Source organism: Frigoribacterium sp. CFBP 8751 (assembly GCF_014841545.1).
In the GTDB taxonomy this organism is placed as follows: Bacteria; Actinomycetota; Actinomycetes; order Actinomycetales; family Microbacteriaceae; genus Frigoribacterium.
Genome location: NZ_JACYUB010000004.1, coordinates 14,951 through 28,974, shown reverse-complemented (window position 1 = coordinate 28,974; position 14,024 = coordinate 14,951). Strand labels below are relative to the sequence as shown.

At 70.9% G+C, this 14,024-nt stretch carries 13 protein-coding genes; 4 read left to right on the top strand and 9 right to left on the bottom strand.

All coding sequences use genetic code 11. The features are described 5' to 3' along the window. The first annotated feature begins 502 nt into the window (after positions 1-502). Positions 503-1,306: a MarR family winged helix-turn-helix transcriptional regulator gene (locus IFT88_RS11365; protein WP_192120664.1), complete on the top strand. Its 804-nt coding sequence runs from the start codon at positions 503-505 to the stop codon at positions 1,304-1,306. 512 nt (positions 1,307-1,818) lie between these two features. Here IFT88_RS11365 and IFT88_RS11360 read toward each other — a convergent pair. From IFT88_RS11360 to IFT88_RS11345, 4 genes are all read right to left on the bottom strand, one after another. Continuing rightward, positions 1,819-3,156, bottom strand: a complete 1,338-nt coding sequence (locus IFT88_RS11360) for a PP2C family protein-serine/threonine phosphatase (protein WP_192120662.1) — start codon at positions 3,154-3,156, stop codon at positions 1,819-1,821. A gap of 173 nt (positions 3,157-3,329) precedes the next feature. Continuing rightward, on the bottom strand, positions 3,330-4,727 hold the full coding sequence (locus tag IFT88_RS11355) for an FtsX-like permease family protein (protein ID WP_192120660.1): 1,398 nt from the start codon (positions 4,725-4,727) through the stop codon (positions 3,330-3,332). Next, positions 4,724-5,530, bottom strand: a complete 807-nt coding sequence (locus IFT88_RS11350) for an ABC transporter ATP-binding protein (RefSeq protein WP_192120658.1) — start codon at positions 5,528-5,530, stop codon at positions 4,724-4,726. The genes IFT88_RS11355 and IFT88_RS11350 overlap by 4 nt, the downstream gene beginning before the upstream one ends. A gap of 54 nt (positions 5,531-5,584) precedes the next feature. Then, entirely contained in the window at positions 5,585-6,130 is a 546-nt protein-coding gene (locus IFT88_RS11345) for a hypothetical protein (RefSeq protein WP_192120656.1), read from the bottom strand. A 209-nt stretch (positions 6,131-6,339) separates the two neighbouring features. On the opposite strand from IFT88_RS11345, the gene IFT88_RS11340 reads away from it, so the two are divergent. The 3 genes from IFT88_RS11340 to IFT88_RS11330 all read left to right on the top strand — a co-directional run bounded on the left by IFT88_RS11340 (position 6,340) and on the right by IFT88_RS11330 (position 8,506). Next, positions 6,340-6,819: a hypothetical protein gene (locus IFT88_RS11340; RefSeq protein WP_052505135.1), complete on the top strand. Its 480-nt coding sequence runs from the start codon at positions 6,340-6,342 to the stop codon at positions 6,817-6,819. Positions 6,820-6,824: 5 nt separating this feature from the next. Next, positions 6,825-7,055, top strand: a complete 231-nt coding sequence (locus IFT88_RS11335; RefSeq protein ID WP_156155471.1) for a hypothetical protein — start codon at positions 6,825-6,827, stop codon at positions 7,053-7,055. A gap of 467 nt (positions 7,056-7,522) precedes the next feature. After that, positions 7,523-8,506, top strand: coding sequence for an intradiol ring-cleavage dioxygenase (locus tag IFT88_RS11330; RefSeq protein ID WP_192120654.1), 984 nt, complete (start codon positions 7,523-7,525; stop codon positions 8,504-8,506). A gap of 133 nt (positions 8,507-8,639) precedes the next feature. Here IFT88_RS11330 and IFT88_RS11325 read toward each other — a convergent pair whose 3' ends face one another. From IFT88_RS11325 to IFT88_RS11305, 5 genes are all read right to left on the bottom strand, one after another. Then, complete coding sequence (locus IFT88_RS11325; RefSeq protein WP_249408995.1) at positions 8,640-9,497, bottom strand: glycoside hydrolase family 16 protein; 858 nt, start codon at positions 9,495-9,497, stop codon at positions 8,640-8,642. An 83-nt stretch (positions 9,498-9,580) separates the two neighbouring features. Further along, positions 9,581-11,356: a hypothetical protein gene (locus IFT88_RS11320; RefSeq protein WP_192120652.1), complete on the bottom strand. Its 1,776-nt coding sequence runs from the start codon at positions 11,354-11,356 to the stop codon at positions 9,581-9,583. 186 nt (positions 11,357-11,542) lie between these two features. After that, on the bottom strand, positions 11,543-12,310 hold the full coding sequence (locus IFT88_RS11315; protein WP_192120650.1) for an amino acid ABC transporter ATP-binding protein: 768 nt from the start codon (positions 12,308-12,310) through the stop codon (positions 11,543-11,545). Continuing rightward, positions 12,307-13,119, bottom strand: coding sequence for an amino acid ABC transporter permease (locus IFT88_RS11310; RefSeq protein ID WP_192120962.1), 813 nt, complete (start codon positions 13,117-13,119; stop codon positions 12,307-12,309). The genes IFT88_RS11315 and IFT88_RS11310 overlap by 4 nt, the downstream gene beginning before the upstream one ends. A gap of 70 nt (positions 13,120-13,189) precedes the next feature. Further along, the gene (locus IFT88_RS11305; RefSeq protein WP_043593789.1) at positions 13,190-14,020 is read right to left on the bottom strand and encodes an ABC transporter substrate-binding protein; all 831 of its coding nucleotides are present in this window, start codon (positions 14,018-14,020) and stop codon (positions 13,190-13,192) included. Between the last annotated feature and the right edge of the window lie 4 nt (positions 14,021-14,024).

Below are 14,024 nucleotides of genomic sequence, written 5' to 3'. Positions count from 1 at the left end.
CACATGGGTGATCCGGAAGGCGCGCGCGCTCGACGCACACTGCAGCAAGCCCGGGGTGGGCTGATTAGGTTGGTAAGGCCTGAGCCACATCCCCTCGAACGTGTGGCTCACCCCGCATGACGGGGATTTCTCAACAAGTTAAACGAATCAAGGAGATATGTCCAGAAAGTCTCGCGAAAAGGCCGATTAGCGAAAATGCATGGGGTACGGATTGTCCCCGAATCGGCCGACACAAGCCTTCTGGGAGCATCAACGGGGTACATCCGAATATGGAGTGCTGTTTTCCGAGGCGACGGCCGATGAACGACGGCAGGGCACTCCGCGGAGCGCGCAATGACCACCGCCGCCCGCCGGCGTCTAGAGTGAAGTCAGGCCCGGACCCTGCCGATCTGTACATGCCGCCGCCTACTCGACGAGTTCCCGAGCGGTGTCGTTGGCAGCAGACGTCATGACTGTTCGTCCGCGATCTCCGTCGTCATGATGCTGGAAGAAACAGTCCTCCGTGTCCGATCCCACCCCTCCTGTCAGCGCCCTGCTAGGGCGCTTCAGCGAAGCCGTGACGAGCGTGGTCACCGAGGCCTTCGGTGGCACGTGGGCGGACAACGAGGAGTTCATCGTCCTCAGCGAGCTGGCCCTCGGGAACCAGCTCACGACGAGGGAACTCACGTCGAGTGCATCGATGGCCCGACACGTGCTTCACCATCTGATCGACAGGCTCCGCCGTGACGGGCTCGTGTCGACCGCCCCGAGCCAGTTCGACGGTCGCGCCGTCGCCGTGGAACTCACTCCCCCGGGCCGCTTGCGGGCCGAGGCGCTCCGAGCATCCCTGCAAGTGTCCTTCCAGGAACTGAAGGGCCTGGCCGGGGCTGTCCTGAGGGGACTCGATGCACCTCCCAGACCTCAGCGCAGAGGTGGACAGACGATCGACCCCTTGGCCGTGCTCGGTCTGACGGGCCGTGTCGGCCAAGACCTGGGAGCGTCCCTCCGTGCCCTCGACCTGCCGGACGTCACCGGTCGACGACGCATCACCCTGGTCCAGATCGCGGCCACCGAGAACATCCGACCACGTGACGTCAGCCAGGCGCAGGCGACGTACCGCCAGAGCACGGCGTACGTCATCGATCAGCTGGTCGCCGAGAGTCTCGTCGGCCGGCACCGCGGACGAGTTCCCGACGACGCCCGAGCGGTGACCCTCGAGGTGACAGAGCGCGGCCGTCAGGTAGTCGACGGCATCGACGATGTGCTCTGGCGCCACCGCGAAGCGCTCGTCGAACTGTTCTCGATCGTTGCTGCCTGGCCGAAGTAGAAGCCTGTCATTGCGAATGAGCCCGGTGGCGGTGCCTCGTCCGCTGCAGTGACGTCATGCTCATCGGATGCGCCCGCCTCTCGAACTCTCGACAGGGCGTCGTGGCGCAGCGTGACGGGTTGCTTGCCCAGGTGTAGCCGATCGGGACATGCACGTCGGCCGCGGCATGACCGGAACCAACCGGGCATGCCCGGTTCTCCGAGAAGCATCGTCCGTGTGCCGCCAGGGGGACACTCTCCTCGTGACGAATCTCGACTGCCTCGCGAGGTTCTTGCGACACGCGAGCGACATGGCCGCCGGGCGCGCCGATCAGCAGTAACCCGGACGCGATCTGACCCGGTTCCCGGTGAGCTGTTGCCTCGCTGCCGCCGAACCGGCGAGGGGAATCTTCCCCGTTCTCACGGGCTCGCACCCGCCCAACACGTTGCGTCGAAACGTCCGAGGAATCGCGTCCGGTTCGCGGGCCGGCTCGTTCTGCTCAGGAAGCCAGGGCCGTCAGGGAAAGACGCACGTCAGGCCCGTGCGAGGGCGGGGGCGGGGGCGGGGGCGGGGGCGAAGGTCGCCACGACGACGGTGACGTCGTCGGCCTGTTCGTCGTCGCCGACGAGTTCGGTGACCCTCTGCACGATCTCACTCGAGTCACCGGTCGAGATGAGCAGGCGTTGGAAGGCACTGAAAGCCAGCAGTTCGTCCGGGAAGAGGTCGAGGACCCCGTCGCTGATGCAGACGATCGTGTCTCCTGGCTGCAACTGGTCGGTGTGGGAGACCCAGTGATCCCCGAGGCCGACGGGCAGATCCGACGATCGCAGCCGCTCCACGAGACCGGAGGCCCGCCGGATGAGCGCCAGGCCGTGCCCACCGTCGGCCCACCGGACCTCGCCCGACGGGGTGATGCGCGCGTGGAAACAGGTCGTGAACTGGATGTCGACATCGCTGTCACCGCTCGCGAGACCGGTCGTGGCACGACGCAGCGCCACGGCGGGGTCGAGGTCGTCCGACGAACTCCGGATGACGGAACGCACGGCCGCCGCGATCATCCCCGCCCCCACTCCCTTCCCCATGACGTCCCCGACGGTCAGGGCGATGCCGTCCGGAGTCGGATACCAGTCGTAGAAATCTCCCCCGACGGTCCGCGCCGGGATGCACGTCCCCCGAACGGCGAACATGTCCGGGAGAAGGCTCGTCTTCGGAGGCAGGAGTGACTGTTGGATGGTCGCGGCCTTGTCGATCTCGCGTTCGACGGCGTGCTGCTGCGCACGAGAGAGTTCGACCCTGCGACTGGCCTGGCGTGCGAGCTCGTTGACGGCGAGTCCGACGGTGGCGTAGATGGCCAACGAGAACACGATGCGGATGAACTCGCTGGGCGCGCGACCACCGGGGTCGATGACGAACGGCAGCAGGAAGGTCACGGCCGATCCGACGAGCAGCCACACGATGTTCGACCGGCCTGCCCAGACGGCTATCCAGACGATGGGCAGCAGGATGATCGGCACGAAGACGGACCGGCTGTCACCCGTCCCGTATCGCAGCAACCCCACCGCCACGAAGTCGGCTGCCGGGATGACGATCTCCCACGCGAGCAATCGGGGACGCCACGAGGCGGCTGCGGCGAAGGCGACACCGAACAGAGCAGCCGAGACCCCGGCCCACATCGTCGGTGCGTCGGTGACCGGCAGCCACGGGATGACCGTGCTCACGAGAGCGGCCATCAGGACGAAGAAGAAGACGAAGCCCTGCTTGAGCACCGGGACGTGCCGTCGTGAGCCGGCGGACATGACTCGCCCGAGAAGGCCCGAGTCCCCCCAGACGCTGGGGCGCAGCGTGTCGTCGCTCACCTGATTGACGCTCATCGAAGAAGGTTAGAGCGGCCGCCCCCCGCCTGGGGAGAACGGGGCACCCCAGAACGCGGGTCAGCCCGAGAGGGTGCGCAGCTCGACGGTGACCCGGAGCGCGCCGCCGACCCGGGGCCGCACGTCGGAAGCCGGCTCCGGAACCCCTGGCGATGTCGCCTCCCGAGCCCGCGTCACCGGGCGGCGAGCGCCTCGACCGGGGTGACCGACGTGGCCCGGCGGGCCGGGACGAGGGCGGCGACCCCGGCCAGCACGGCGGCCGTCACGGCGAGCCCGAGCAGCAGCGGCACGGGCAGCGTCGGCGCGATGAGCAGACCCTGGTTCGCGGAACCGAGCAGCGCCTGGGCTCCGGCCCAGCCGTAGACGACGCCGAGCACGACCCCGACGACGATCGCCGTCAACGCCATCTGTGTCGCCTCGAGCAGGATCATGCGGCGCACCTGACCCGCGGTCGAGCCGATCGCGCGCAGGAGGCCCAGCTCGCGCCTCCGTTGCAGGACGCTCAGCGACATGTCGTTCACCATGCCGACGGCGGCGATCACGGCCGAGAAGCCGACGAGGGCGGCGACGATCAGCAACGTCGTCGTGAACACCTGGTCGAGCTCGGCGGCGTACGACGGGTCCTGCTCGATCGAGTAGATGAAGGAGCGCAGCGTCTCGAGCGCGACCGACAGGGTCGTGACGAGGGTCACGCCGATCACGATGCCGATCGTGGCCCGGGTGCTGCGCTCGGGCTGACGGAGGGCGTTCTCGGCGGCGAGGCGGGCCACCTGACTCGTGCCGAACGTCCGGCCGACGGCGCTCAGCACGGCAGGCATGAGCGCGTGGGCGCCGACGACGACACCGGTGAACGACAGCACGCCACCGAAGAACGCGATCAGCACGCCCATCGCGTCGACCAGTCCGACCACGACCCCGGCGACGAGCAGCAGACCACCGCCGACGACGAGCAGGGCGGCGAACACGGTCCGCACGACGCGGCGGGACCGGGCCGAGACGGGCGCGTCCTGCGCGGCGTCGGTCGCCTGCAGCGGCGTCACCTGCAGCACGCGGCGCGAGCCGACCCAGGCCGCGGCGACCGTGGTCAGCACCACGGCCACGGCCGGGACGAGACCGCCCACCGAGACGTACGAGTACGCGAGGTCGGGCAGGTCGCCACGCCCCACGAGCACCCGCACGGCGACGACGACGAGCGCGAGGCCGGCGAGCGTCCCGAGCACGGCGCCGGCGACGCCGACCACGAGCCCCTCGCGGGCGACGGCGCGACGCTGGTCGCGCGCCGACGAGCCGAGCAGGCGCATCAGGGCGATGGTGGGCGTGCGGCCGGCGACCACGGTGGTGAAGGTGTTGGCCGTGACGATCGCGCCGACGTAGAGCGCGAGGCCCACGAAGACCGCGGCGACGAAGCCGAGCATGGTCGAGACCGTGCCGCTCGCGGCGACCGCGGGGTCGGAGGCGACGATCTGCTCGAGCACGTGGGTGACGCCGAGCAGCCCGACGCCGAACGTCGTGCCGAGACCGGCCACGAGGATGCTCGGACGGTGCTCGCGCAGCTGGTCCCGGGCGCTCACGCGACACGCTCCAGGTCGAGCATGACGCCCGAGATCTCGGCGGCGGTGCTGCGGTCGATCTCGTGCACGATGCGGCCGTCCGCGAGGAACACCACGCGGTCGGCGTAGCTCGCCGCGACCGGGTCGTGGGTCACCATCGCGATGCTCTGACCGTGGTCGGTCGACGCGGTGCGCAGCACGTCGAGCACGTCGCGGCCGGCCTTCGAGTCGAGGTTGCCGGTGGGCTCGTCGGCGAAGATCAGGTCGGGCCGGGTGGCCAGGGCGCGGGCGATCGCGACGCGCTGCTGTTGCCCGCCCGAGAGCTGGTGGGGGCGGTGGGTCAGCCGGGTGCCGAGGCCGAGCGTGGCGACGAGCCAGTCGATCCAGGCCCGCTCGTCGGCGGTGGCGCGGCGGCCGTCGAGACGGAACGGCAGCTCGATGTTGGCCGACACGTCGAGGGTCGGCACGAGGTTGAACGCCTGGAAGACGAAGCCGATGCGACGGCGGCGCAGCAGGGTCAGCTGGGTGTCGTCGAGCCCGGTGATGTCGGTGTCGCCGAGCAGCACCTGCCCCGAGGTGGCCGAGTCGAGGCCGGCGGTGATGTGCATCAGGGTCGACTTGCCCGATCCGCTCGGGCCCATGACGGCGGTGAACTGCCCGGCCGGCAGGTCGAGCGAGACGTCGCGCAGCGCGTCGACGCGACCGTCGCCCTGGCCGAAGGACTTCGTGACGTTCCGGACGCGGGCGACGGGGCCCGCGCCTCCTCGGGTCGTGTCGGCGGGACCGCGGGATGTGACGGGCTGGGGCTGGCGGGAGGGGGTCATCGTGGTCTTCCTGTGCGGGTCGTGGGGTCGTTGGGTCGTGGGTCGGTGGTGAGGTCAGTGACGCAGCGTCGAGTTGACGTCGTCGCCGGGCACCGCGTCGACGGTCGTCCAGCTGGCCCAGCGTCCGTCGACCTGGGCGACGACGCGGCCGTCGCCACAGCTGACGAGACCCGAGGTCGGCAGGGGCTCGGGCAGCGTGGTCGGCTCGAGGGCGGGGCCGCCGAGGTCGCCGTCGACGGGGGTGCACCCCGCGAGGTCGGGGCCGGTCTCGGAGGTGAACGAGAGCTCGTAGCCGGGCTCCTGCGTGTCGAGGCGCACGTCGACGTCGCGGGCGTCGGCGGGCACCCACTCGGGCAGGAACCAGGCGACGTCGGTCGAGTCGGTCGAGCTCGGCGCGTCGGCCGCGGTGTCGAAGTGGCGCTCCTGCACCTGCTCGGCGCCGAGCGCGCTCTTCGCGGCGTCGGCCATGCCCGAGCAGCCGGTGAGCGTGACGGCGGCGAGCGCGGCGAGGGCGAGACCGGCGGCGAGGGCGCCGCGGCGGCGGGTGGTGGTGGACGAGGAGGCGCGGGTCGCGATGGTCGCGGAGGTCGAGTCGTTCATGTCCACGATCCTCGCCGCGGGGCCCGGTACCGGAACATCACGTGCACCCACGGACCCGCGCGGGGGTTATCCCCCGGTGGTGGCGGCTCCGTCCACGGCGGGACGCGGTCGTACCGGTCGGTGTCGTAGGGTCGACAGCAGGCCCGGCACGCAGACGTCCGGGCGGACCGCGGGTGGGCAGGGTTCCGCCCGGGAACGAGGGGGACATCGTGACCGACCACCGAGGCCTCGGCCAGGGCGACACCGGCGCCGGGGCAGCCCCGGTCGAACCACGCATCGCCCTCACGGCGACCCCGTTCGTCACCGCGATCGCGCTGTCGCCCATCATCACGATGGGCCTCGTGGTGGTGACCATGCGACGCGCTCTCGAACTGGCGATCCCGGGCCGGACGGGCGTCGACGCCGGCGACCTGGGCGTCGTGCAGATCGCCTCGCTCGTGCTCTGGCTCGGGATCGTGCTGCTCGCCTGGCTCGACCACCGCACGCTGCGCGACCGCGGACTCGAGCGGCCGTTCCCCTGGGCGTGGGCTCTGCTCGGGCCCCTCGTCTACCTGATCGGGCGCAGCGTCGTCGTCCGCCGCCGCGCCGGCGGCAGTGCCGCGCCTCTCTGGCTCTACCTCGGACTGACCGTTCTCGGATTCGCCGTCGCCATGATCGTCGTCGTGTCGTCGGGGGTGCCGACACCGTGAGCATCGTGGACGTCAGCACCGTCGTCGTCGTCTCCCTGATCGTCGCCGTCGGAATCGTGGCCGCCGTCGGCGTCGTGCGGCGCGGGCGACGTGACCGGGCGATCGCCGCCCGCCTCGACGCCACCGACCCCGGGGCCGGTGTCCGTGCCCAGGCCGAGTCCGAGCGCCGGCACGAGGGCCCTCGCGGCGAAGCGGGCGGCATGTCCCGCTCGGCCGGCGGCAAGAACTCGGCCTGACCCGCGCCGAGCTGGGAACACGATCTCCGACGGAGGCGTAGCGTCACACGGGTCGAAGGCGTTTTCTTGCGTCTTCATTGGCCGGTGTTGCTTGCATCCCTGCCCGTGAAGCTCATGCGACAACATCGGCATCTGGGGCACGGCTGCGGACTCTTCCGCGGCCGTGCCCCTCTCTCGTCTCCGACCGCGCAGCTGCGAGCGCTCGCCGGCTGATCCGCGATCCCCTCCGCGTGAGGGAGGCAGGCCCGAGACCCCAGGAAGTCGCCGAGACCCTGCCGCGCGGACGGGTGTCTCGGCGAGTTCCTGGGGTCTCGGCGACCACCGAAGGAGGCGCGGTGCGAGGAGGTCTCGCACCGCGCCTCCTTCATGGGTCGTTCATCGGAGGCGCAGGGCCGGGTCATCGGGACGGGCGTCAGGCTGACGGCGATCCCATCCGAGGCGACCAGCCCCGAGCCGAGAGCGTGACCATGAGCGACCCCCGCCCCACCCGCATCCCCGAACCCGACCGCACCCCCGAGGGCCCGGCCTACGAGGGCCGGCTGCTCGACCGCGTCGACGACGAGGTCGTCGACCAGGGCGTCGCCTTCGACCTGCGGACGTTGGTCTCGCGCCGCAGCGTGCTGAGCCTGATCGGGCTCGGTGCGGGCAGCGTCGTGCTCGCCGCCTGCACGTCGGCCACGGGGACGGGCGGAACCGGCGCCTCCTCGTCCGCCACGGCGACGCCGAGCCCGAGCGCGTCCGCGGGCACGGCGAGCACGCTGCCAGCGGGGGAGATCCCCGACGAGACCGCCGGGCCCTATCCGGGCGACGGGTCGAACGGCGCCGACGTGCTCGAGCGGTCGGGCATCGTGCGCAGCGACATCTGGGCGAGCCTCGACGGAGGCACCACCGCGGCGGGGGTGCCGATCACGCTGAGCATGACGGTGCTCGACATGGCGAACGGCGACGTGCCGTTCGCCGACGTCGCCGTCTACGTCTGGCACTGCGACGCGGCCGGCGGGTACTCGATGTACTCGGACGGCATCACGGACGAGACCTACCTGCGCGGCGTGCAGGTCGCCGACGCCTCCGGCACCGTGACCTTCTCGTCGGCCTTCCCGGCCTGCTACTCGGGGCGGTGGCCGCACATCCACTTCGAGGTCTACCCCGACGTGGGGTCGATCACCGATCCGACGAACGCGATCGCCACGTCACAGCTCGCCCTGCCCGAGGACGCGTGTCGGACCGTCTACGCGCTGACCGACTACGACGGCTCGACGGCGAACCTGAGCCAGGTGAGCCTCGCGAGCGACAACGTGTTCAGCGACGACAGCGGGGCGCTGCAGCTGCCGACGGTGACCGGCGACGCGACCTCGGGCTATGCACTGGCCCTGACCGTCCGCGTCGACACGGGCACGGCGCCCACCGCCGGTGCCGCACCCGGTGGCGGCGGCGCCCCCGGCTCGCGCTGAACCGCCGAGACCCCAGGAAGTCGCCGAGACCCTTCCGCGCGCACGGGTGTCTCGGCGAGTTCCCGGGGTCTCGCGAGCACGCGAGGAGGCGCGGTGCGAGACCTGCTCACACCGCGCCTCCTCGGGTCGTCGCCTACCGGTAGACGCGCACGTAGTCGACCTTCATCTGCTGCGGCAGCTGGGTGCTGCCGTCGGGGTAGCCGGGCCAGGCACCCCCGACCGCCACGTTGAGGATGAGGAAGAACGGCTTGTCGAAGACCCACGGGTCGCCGCCGGTGCTGGCCGGGGTGACCTGGTGGTAGACCTGCCCGTCGACCGACCACGTGATCGAGCCGGGGGCCCAGTCGACCGCGAAGGTGTGGAAGTCGTCGGCGATCGACCAGCCCTGAGGGTGCTGCCACGTGCTGGTCAGGCCCTCGCCGCCCGAGTAGCCGGGGCCGTGCACGGTGCCGTGCACGCGGTGCGGTTCGAAGCCGACGTTCTCCATGATGTCGATCTCGCCCGCGCTCGGCCAGGCGTTCGTCGGAAGGTCGGCACCGAGCATCCAGAAGGCCGGCCAGATGCCCTGGCCGCGCGGGATCTGGATGCGCGCCTCGACCCGCCCGTACTGCGCCGTGTACTTGTTCTGCGTGGTCAGCCGGGCGGAGGTGTACGACCCGTCACCCTCGCGCTTCGCCGTGATCACGAGGTTGCCGTTGCCGTCCAGAGCCGAATTCGACCGCGAGTTCGTGTAGTTCTGCAGTTCGCCGTTGCCCCAGCCGCCCCCTCCGGTCTCGAGGTTCCAGACCGAGGGGTCGGGCGCGCTGCCGGCGCCGCCGTCGAACTCCTGGGACCAGACGATCGCCTGCTGGGCGGAGGTCTCGGCCGAGGCCGGGGCGGGCGCGGCGGCGACCGTGGTCGCGGCGAGCGCGGCGGCGGCGGCCAGGCCCACGCCGGTCAGGGTGCGACGTGTCGGTGCGCGTCGCGTCAGGTGCTGGTGGGTCCTCATCATGTCTCCGCTCGTCGTCGTGCGTCGTTTCGTGTCCGTGCGTCGGTTCGTGTCCGTGCGTCGGTTCGTGTCGTCCGGGCGTCCGGTCACGGGTAGGTCACCACCCGGCTCGGGACGGTGTTGCCCGCGGGCGTCGGCACCGAGTCGCCGACGCCGTTGATGACGCTCGAGATCGTGCCGACGTCACCGAGCGAGACCGTGAAGACCCCGTGGGCCTTCACGCCCGACGCCCGGGGCACCTCGAAGGCCTGCGCCAGGCGCACCTGCGGGTTGGCGTTGAAGAACGAGTACACGCCGCCACCCCAGATCTCGTGGCTGGTCACGCCGTCCGCGACCTTGTACGCCGCCCAGCCCTCGCCGGTCGGGCTCTGCCACGAGGCGTTGTCGGGCACGTCGTACGGCAGCTCGTTCTGGAAGAAGACCGTGCGGCCGCGCTCGCCGTTCCACACCACCTGGTACTGCTGGTAGTGCTCGACGAACAGGCCGGTGGCCAGGACGTCGTCGCCGTTCACCTCGACGCCGGTCGCACCGCGGTTGACCGTCCAGCCCGTGGGAGCGCCGCCGTGGTCGGCACGCCAGGCCCAGATGTGGTCGACGATCGTGTCGTCCGAGTTCACCTGCAGCGTGGTGGTCGCGTTGCCCTGGATGCTCGAGCCGACGCGGAAGTACACGTCCTGCACGCTCTGCGGGTTCGATGCGTGGTCGACGTGCGAGCCCGTGGTGCCGAGTCGCATCAGCTGGTCGCTGTTCTGCGTGCCGGCGTCGACGACGAGCCCCGAGACGTTCACCCCGGCGACGTCGGCAGTGGTCAGCACCGCGTTGCCGCTGGTCGGGACGAGCGTCGGGAAGCCGATGCCCGTGACGACGGTGTCGGCCCGCGTGACCTCGATCGCCTGGTCGAGCGGGTAGGTGCCCGGCGTGAAGAACAGGTTCAGGCCCTGGGCCAGGGCACCGTTGATCGTCGCGGCCGAGTCGCCCGGGTGCGCGACGAAGAAGTCGCGCATCGGCAGGTCGGTGCCGGGGGTGCCCGGCCAGGTGACCCCGGCCGAGTCCCGCTGCAGCGCGGGGACGAACACTTGGTAGTCCCCCGCGTCGTCGACGTAGAGGTACGGCTTCTCGCGCGTGACCGGGGTCGTGGCGAGGGTCGTGTAGCTCTTCGAGAAGTCGTTCGCGGGGGCCCCCTGCACGCCCGAGAAGGTCATGTTCCAGTTGCCGCCCTGCCACGAGCCGAGGGTCGAGTCGCGGGTGTACCACTGCTGCTGCGACCCCGAGCTGACGGTGCCGTCGACCTTGCTGTCGGCGATGTAGCCGCCCGACGAGTACCCCTGTCCGCCGTCCTGGTTCGACGGCCCCATCGTCAGGTCGCCCCTGATGTGGACGCGACGCATGGGTGCTGCCTGCGACACGGCCCAGCGGTCGACGCCCGACTCGGGTTCGACGGCGAGGTTCTCGACCGACCGCCAGAAGTTCTGCGTGGCGTTCTTCTCGTCACCGGAGTTCCAGCCCGAGTCGACGTTGACCGCACCCTGGATCGTGACGTCGTCGGGGTCCTTGCCGAGGCCCTGCAGCGCCGTGTAGAAGCCCAGGTTCGCGAAGACCCGGCCGTAGGTGCCGGGCTCGAACAGGAAGGCGTGGCGCTGGTCGCCGAACTGCGCCGTCGGGTTGCGCAGCTGCGCGTCGAAGGCCGCGTCGATGTCGGCCTGGATCGTCGAGGCCGGCACGCTCGGGTCGTACACGGTCACGTTCGGGCCGAAGTCCGGCCGGTCGCTGGTGGTCACGGCCGGTGCCGACTGCGCGGCGAGCGCGGGCACCACCGCCCCCACGACGCTCGCGGCGACCCCCGCCGCGATCAGAGTCCTCATCCGTCTGTGCATGATCTTCTCGTCTCCGGTGGCGTCTTTGCCACCCGTTCGGACCGTACGCCCGGCTCGACGACGAAACAAGACCCCCCTGTCCAGTACGCGAAGGGGGGGTGTGGGAAAAGTGCGGAGACTGCAGGAGGCGCGGTGCCGGCCCCGCCGACACCGCGCCTCCTCGGGCCCCTCGGTTCAGAGCACCTGGTCGAGGAAGGTCTTCAGCCGGTCGGTGCGCGGGTGGTCGAAGAGCTGGGCCGGCGGCCCGGCCTCGACGACGACGCCGCGGTCCATGAAGACGACCTGGTCGGCGGCCTCGCGGGCGAAGCCCATCTCGTGGGTGACCACGACCATCGTCATGCCCGCGCCGGCCAGCCCCTTCATCAGGGCGAGCACGCCCTTGACGAGCTCGGGGTCGAGCGCCGACGTGGCCTCGTCGAAGAGCATCACCTCGGGTCCGAGCGCCAGGGCCCTGGCGATGGCGACGCGCTGCTTCTGGCCGCCCGAGAGGGACGCGGGCCGGACGTCGGCCTTCTCGGCGAGTCCGACCTCGGTGAGTCGCTCGAGCGCGACCCGTCGGGCCTCGGCCGCCGACACCCGACGGACCCGGCGCACCGGCAGCACGATGTTGTCGAGCACCGTCCGGTGCGGGAACAGGTTGAAGTGCTGGAACACCATGCCGACCCGACGGCGCAGGGCGTCCTCGGAGCCGTGCAGCACGTCCGTCCCGTCGAGCAGCACCTCGCCGCCCGAGGGCTCCTCGAGGCGGTTGATGCAGCGCAACACCGTCGACTTGCCCGACCCCGAGGGGCCGATGATGCAGGTCGTCGTGCCGGCGGGCACCACGAGGTCGATGCCGTGCAGCACCCGGGTGGCGCCGAAGTCCTTGGTCAGGCCCCGGATCTCGAGGTCGCCGGCGGTCGGGACCGAGGGCACGGCAGGAGGCGCGGTGAGGGTGGTCATCGAGGGGCTCCTGACGTGGCGGGGGCGAGGGGTTCGGCGGTGGTGGCCGAGGTGGTGGCGGTGGCCGAGCCGGTGGGGGCGACCGTCGCGACCGCTCCCGCCGACGTCGGCGGGGAGGCCGGTGGCACCGTGCCCGACGGGCGCCGCCCGAACGAGCGGCCCTCGCGCAGCCGACGGTCGATGACGTTGACGAGGTGCGTCAACGGCACCGTGATGATCAGGTAGAACACGCCCGCCAGCACGAGCGGCGAGAGGTTGCCGTTGGTGATGGCCGCGTCCTGCCCGATGCGGAACAGCTCGCGCTGCGACGTGATCAGGCCGAGGAAGTACACGAGCGACGAGTCCTTGACGATCGCGATGAACTGGTTCACCAGCGACGGGAGCACCTGGCGGATGCCCTGCGGGATCACGACGAGCCGCATGGAGTCGCCGTGGCTCATGCCGAGCGCCCGGGACGCCTCGAGCTGGCCGCGGTCGACCGCGAGGATGCCGGCCCGGAAGATCTCGCCGATGTAGGCGCTGGCGATCAGGCTGAGGGCCAGGATGCCCAGCGGGTACGGGTTCCCCCGCGTGAACAGGTTGAACAGCGGCGACAGGCCCGTCCCGATCAGCAGGATCGTCAGGATGGCGGGGAGCCCGCGGAACACGTCGGTGTAGATGCGACTGAGCACGCGCGGCAGGCGATGGCGGCTCGTGCCCATCACCGCGAGCAGCAGCCCGACGACGATGCCGATCGCCGTGGCGCAGAGGGCCAGCAGCAGCGTGTTCCACACCCCGTAGGCGAGCATGTCGGGCAGCGTGCGGAGCATCGCCTCGCCGTCGAAGAAGCTGCGGCCGATGTTGGCCAGCGCGTCGGAGAAGTTCACGGTCGACCCCTGCTCACTCGCTCGGCTGGAACTCGTCGGGCACGGGCTGGTCCGGGAAGAACTTCTGGTCGATCTCGAGCCAGGTGCCGTCGGCGACGATGTCGGCGACGGCCCCGTCCACGGCCGTCTTCAGCGCGTCGTTGCCCTTCGCGATCGGGAAGCCCACCGGGAACTCGGGCACGGCGACGTTGATCGCGATGGTCTGCGAGCCGTTCGACGCCGCCGCGTACTCCTCGGCCACGGGGAAGTCGAGGAAGTGCGCGTCGATCGTGCCCGAGCCCAGCGCGGCGACGGCGCTGTTGTTGTCGGGGAAGCGCACGAGCTCGGCACCGGTGAAGTTCTCCTGCGCGTAGCTGTCCTGGATCGTGCCCTGGACGATGCCGAGGCGCTTGCCGTCGAGCGAGGACTCGTCGTCGGTGATGCCCGAGCCGTCGGCGGCCAGCACCGAGATGTACCCGATGAAGTAGTGGTCGCTGAAGTCGACGGTCTTCTCGCGTTCTTCGGTGTCGCTGATGGACGCGGCCGCCATGTCGAGCTGCCCGTTGGCGACGGCGGGCAGCAGGGCCGAGAACTCCTGCGTGACGAACTCGGTCTCGAGCCCGAGGCGCTTCGCGACCTCCTTCGCCATCTCGACGTCGAAGCCCTGCAGCTCGCCGTCCTCGGTGTACGCGTACGGCTTGGTGTCGCCGGTCGTGCCGATCCGCAACGTGCCGGCCGAGACGGTGCCCAGCTCGTTCGAGGCGCCGGCCTCGGAGCCGCCCGACGAGCAGGCGGTCAGGGCGAGGCCGAGGGCGGCGACCGCGGCGAGGGCGGCCGTGAGGCGGGTGGTCGTTCGTCTGGTCATGGTT

Excerpts from the sequence above, each read along its gene's own strand:
- IFT88_RS11360 (WP_192120662.1), bottom strand. The coding sequence starts at position 3,156 with ATGAGCGTCAATCAGGTGAGCGACGACACGCTGCGCCCCAGCGTCTGG.
- IFT88_RS11350 (WP_192120658.1), bottom strand. The coding sequence starts at position 5,530 with ATGACCCCCTCCCGCCAGCCCCAGCCCGTCACATCCCGCGGTCCCGCC.
- IFT88_RS11345 (WP_192120656.1), bottom strand. The coding sequence starts at position 6,130 with ATGAACGACTCGACCTCCGCGACCATCGCGACCCGCGCCTCCTCGTCC.
- IFT88_RS11330 (WP_192120654.1), top strand. The coding sequence starts at position 7,523 with ATGAGCGACCCCCGCCCCACCCGCATCCCCGAACCCGACCGCACCCCC.
- IFT88_RS11325 (WP_249408995.1), bottom strand. The coding sequence starts at position 9,497 with ATGATGAGGACCCACCAGCACCTGACGCGACGCGCACCGACACGTCGC.
- IFT88_RS11320 (WP_192120652.1), bottom strand. The coding sequence starts at position 11,356 with ATGAGGACTCTGATCGCGGCGGGGGTCGCCGCGAGCGTCGTGGGGGCG.
- IFT88_RS11315 (WP_192120650.1), bottom strand. The coding sequence starts at position 12,310 with ATGACCACCCTCACCGCGCCTCCTGCCGTGCCCTCGGTCCCGACCGCC.
- IFT88_RS11310 (WP_192120962.1), bottom strand. The coding sequence starts at position 13,119 with ATGCTCCGCACGCTGCCCGACATGCTCGCCTACGGGGTGTGGAACACG.
- IFT88_RS11305 (WP_043593789.1), bottom strand. The coding sequence starts at position 14,020 with ATGACCAGACGAACGACCACCCGCCTCACGGCCGCCCTCGCCGCGGTC.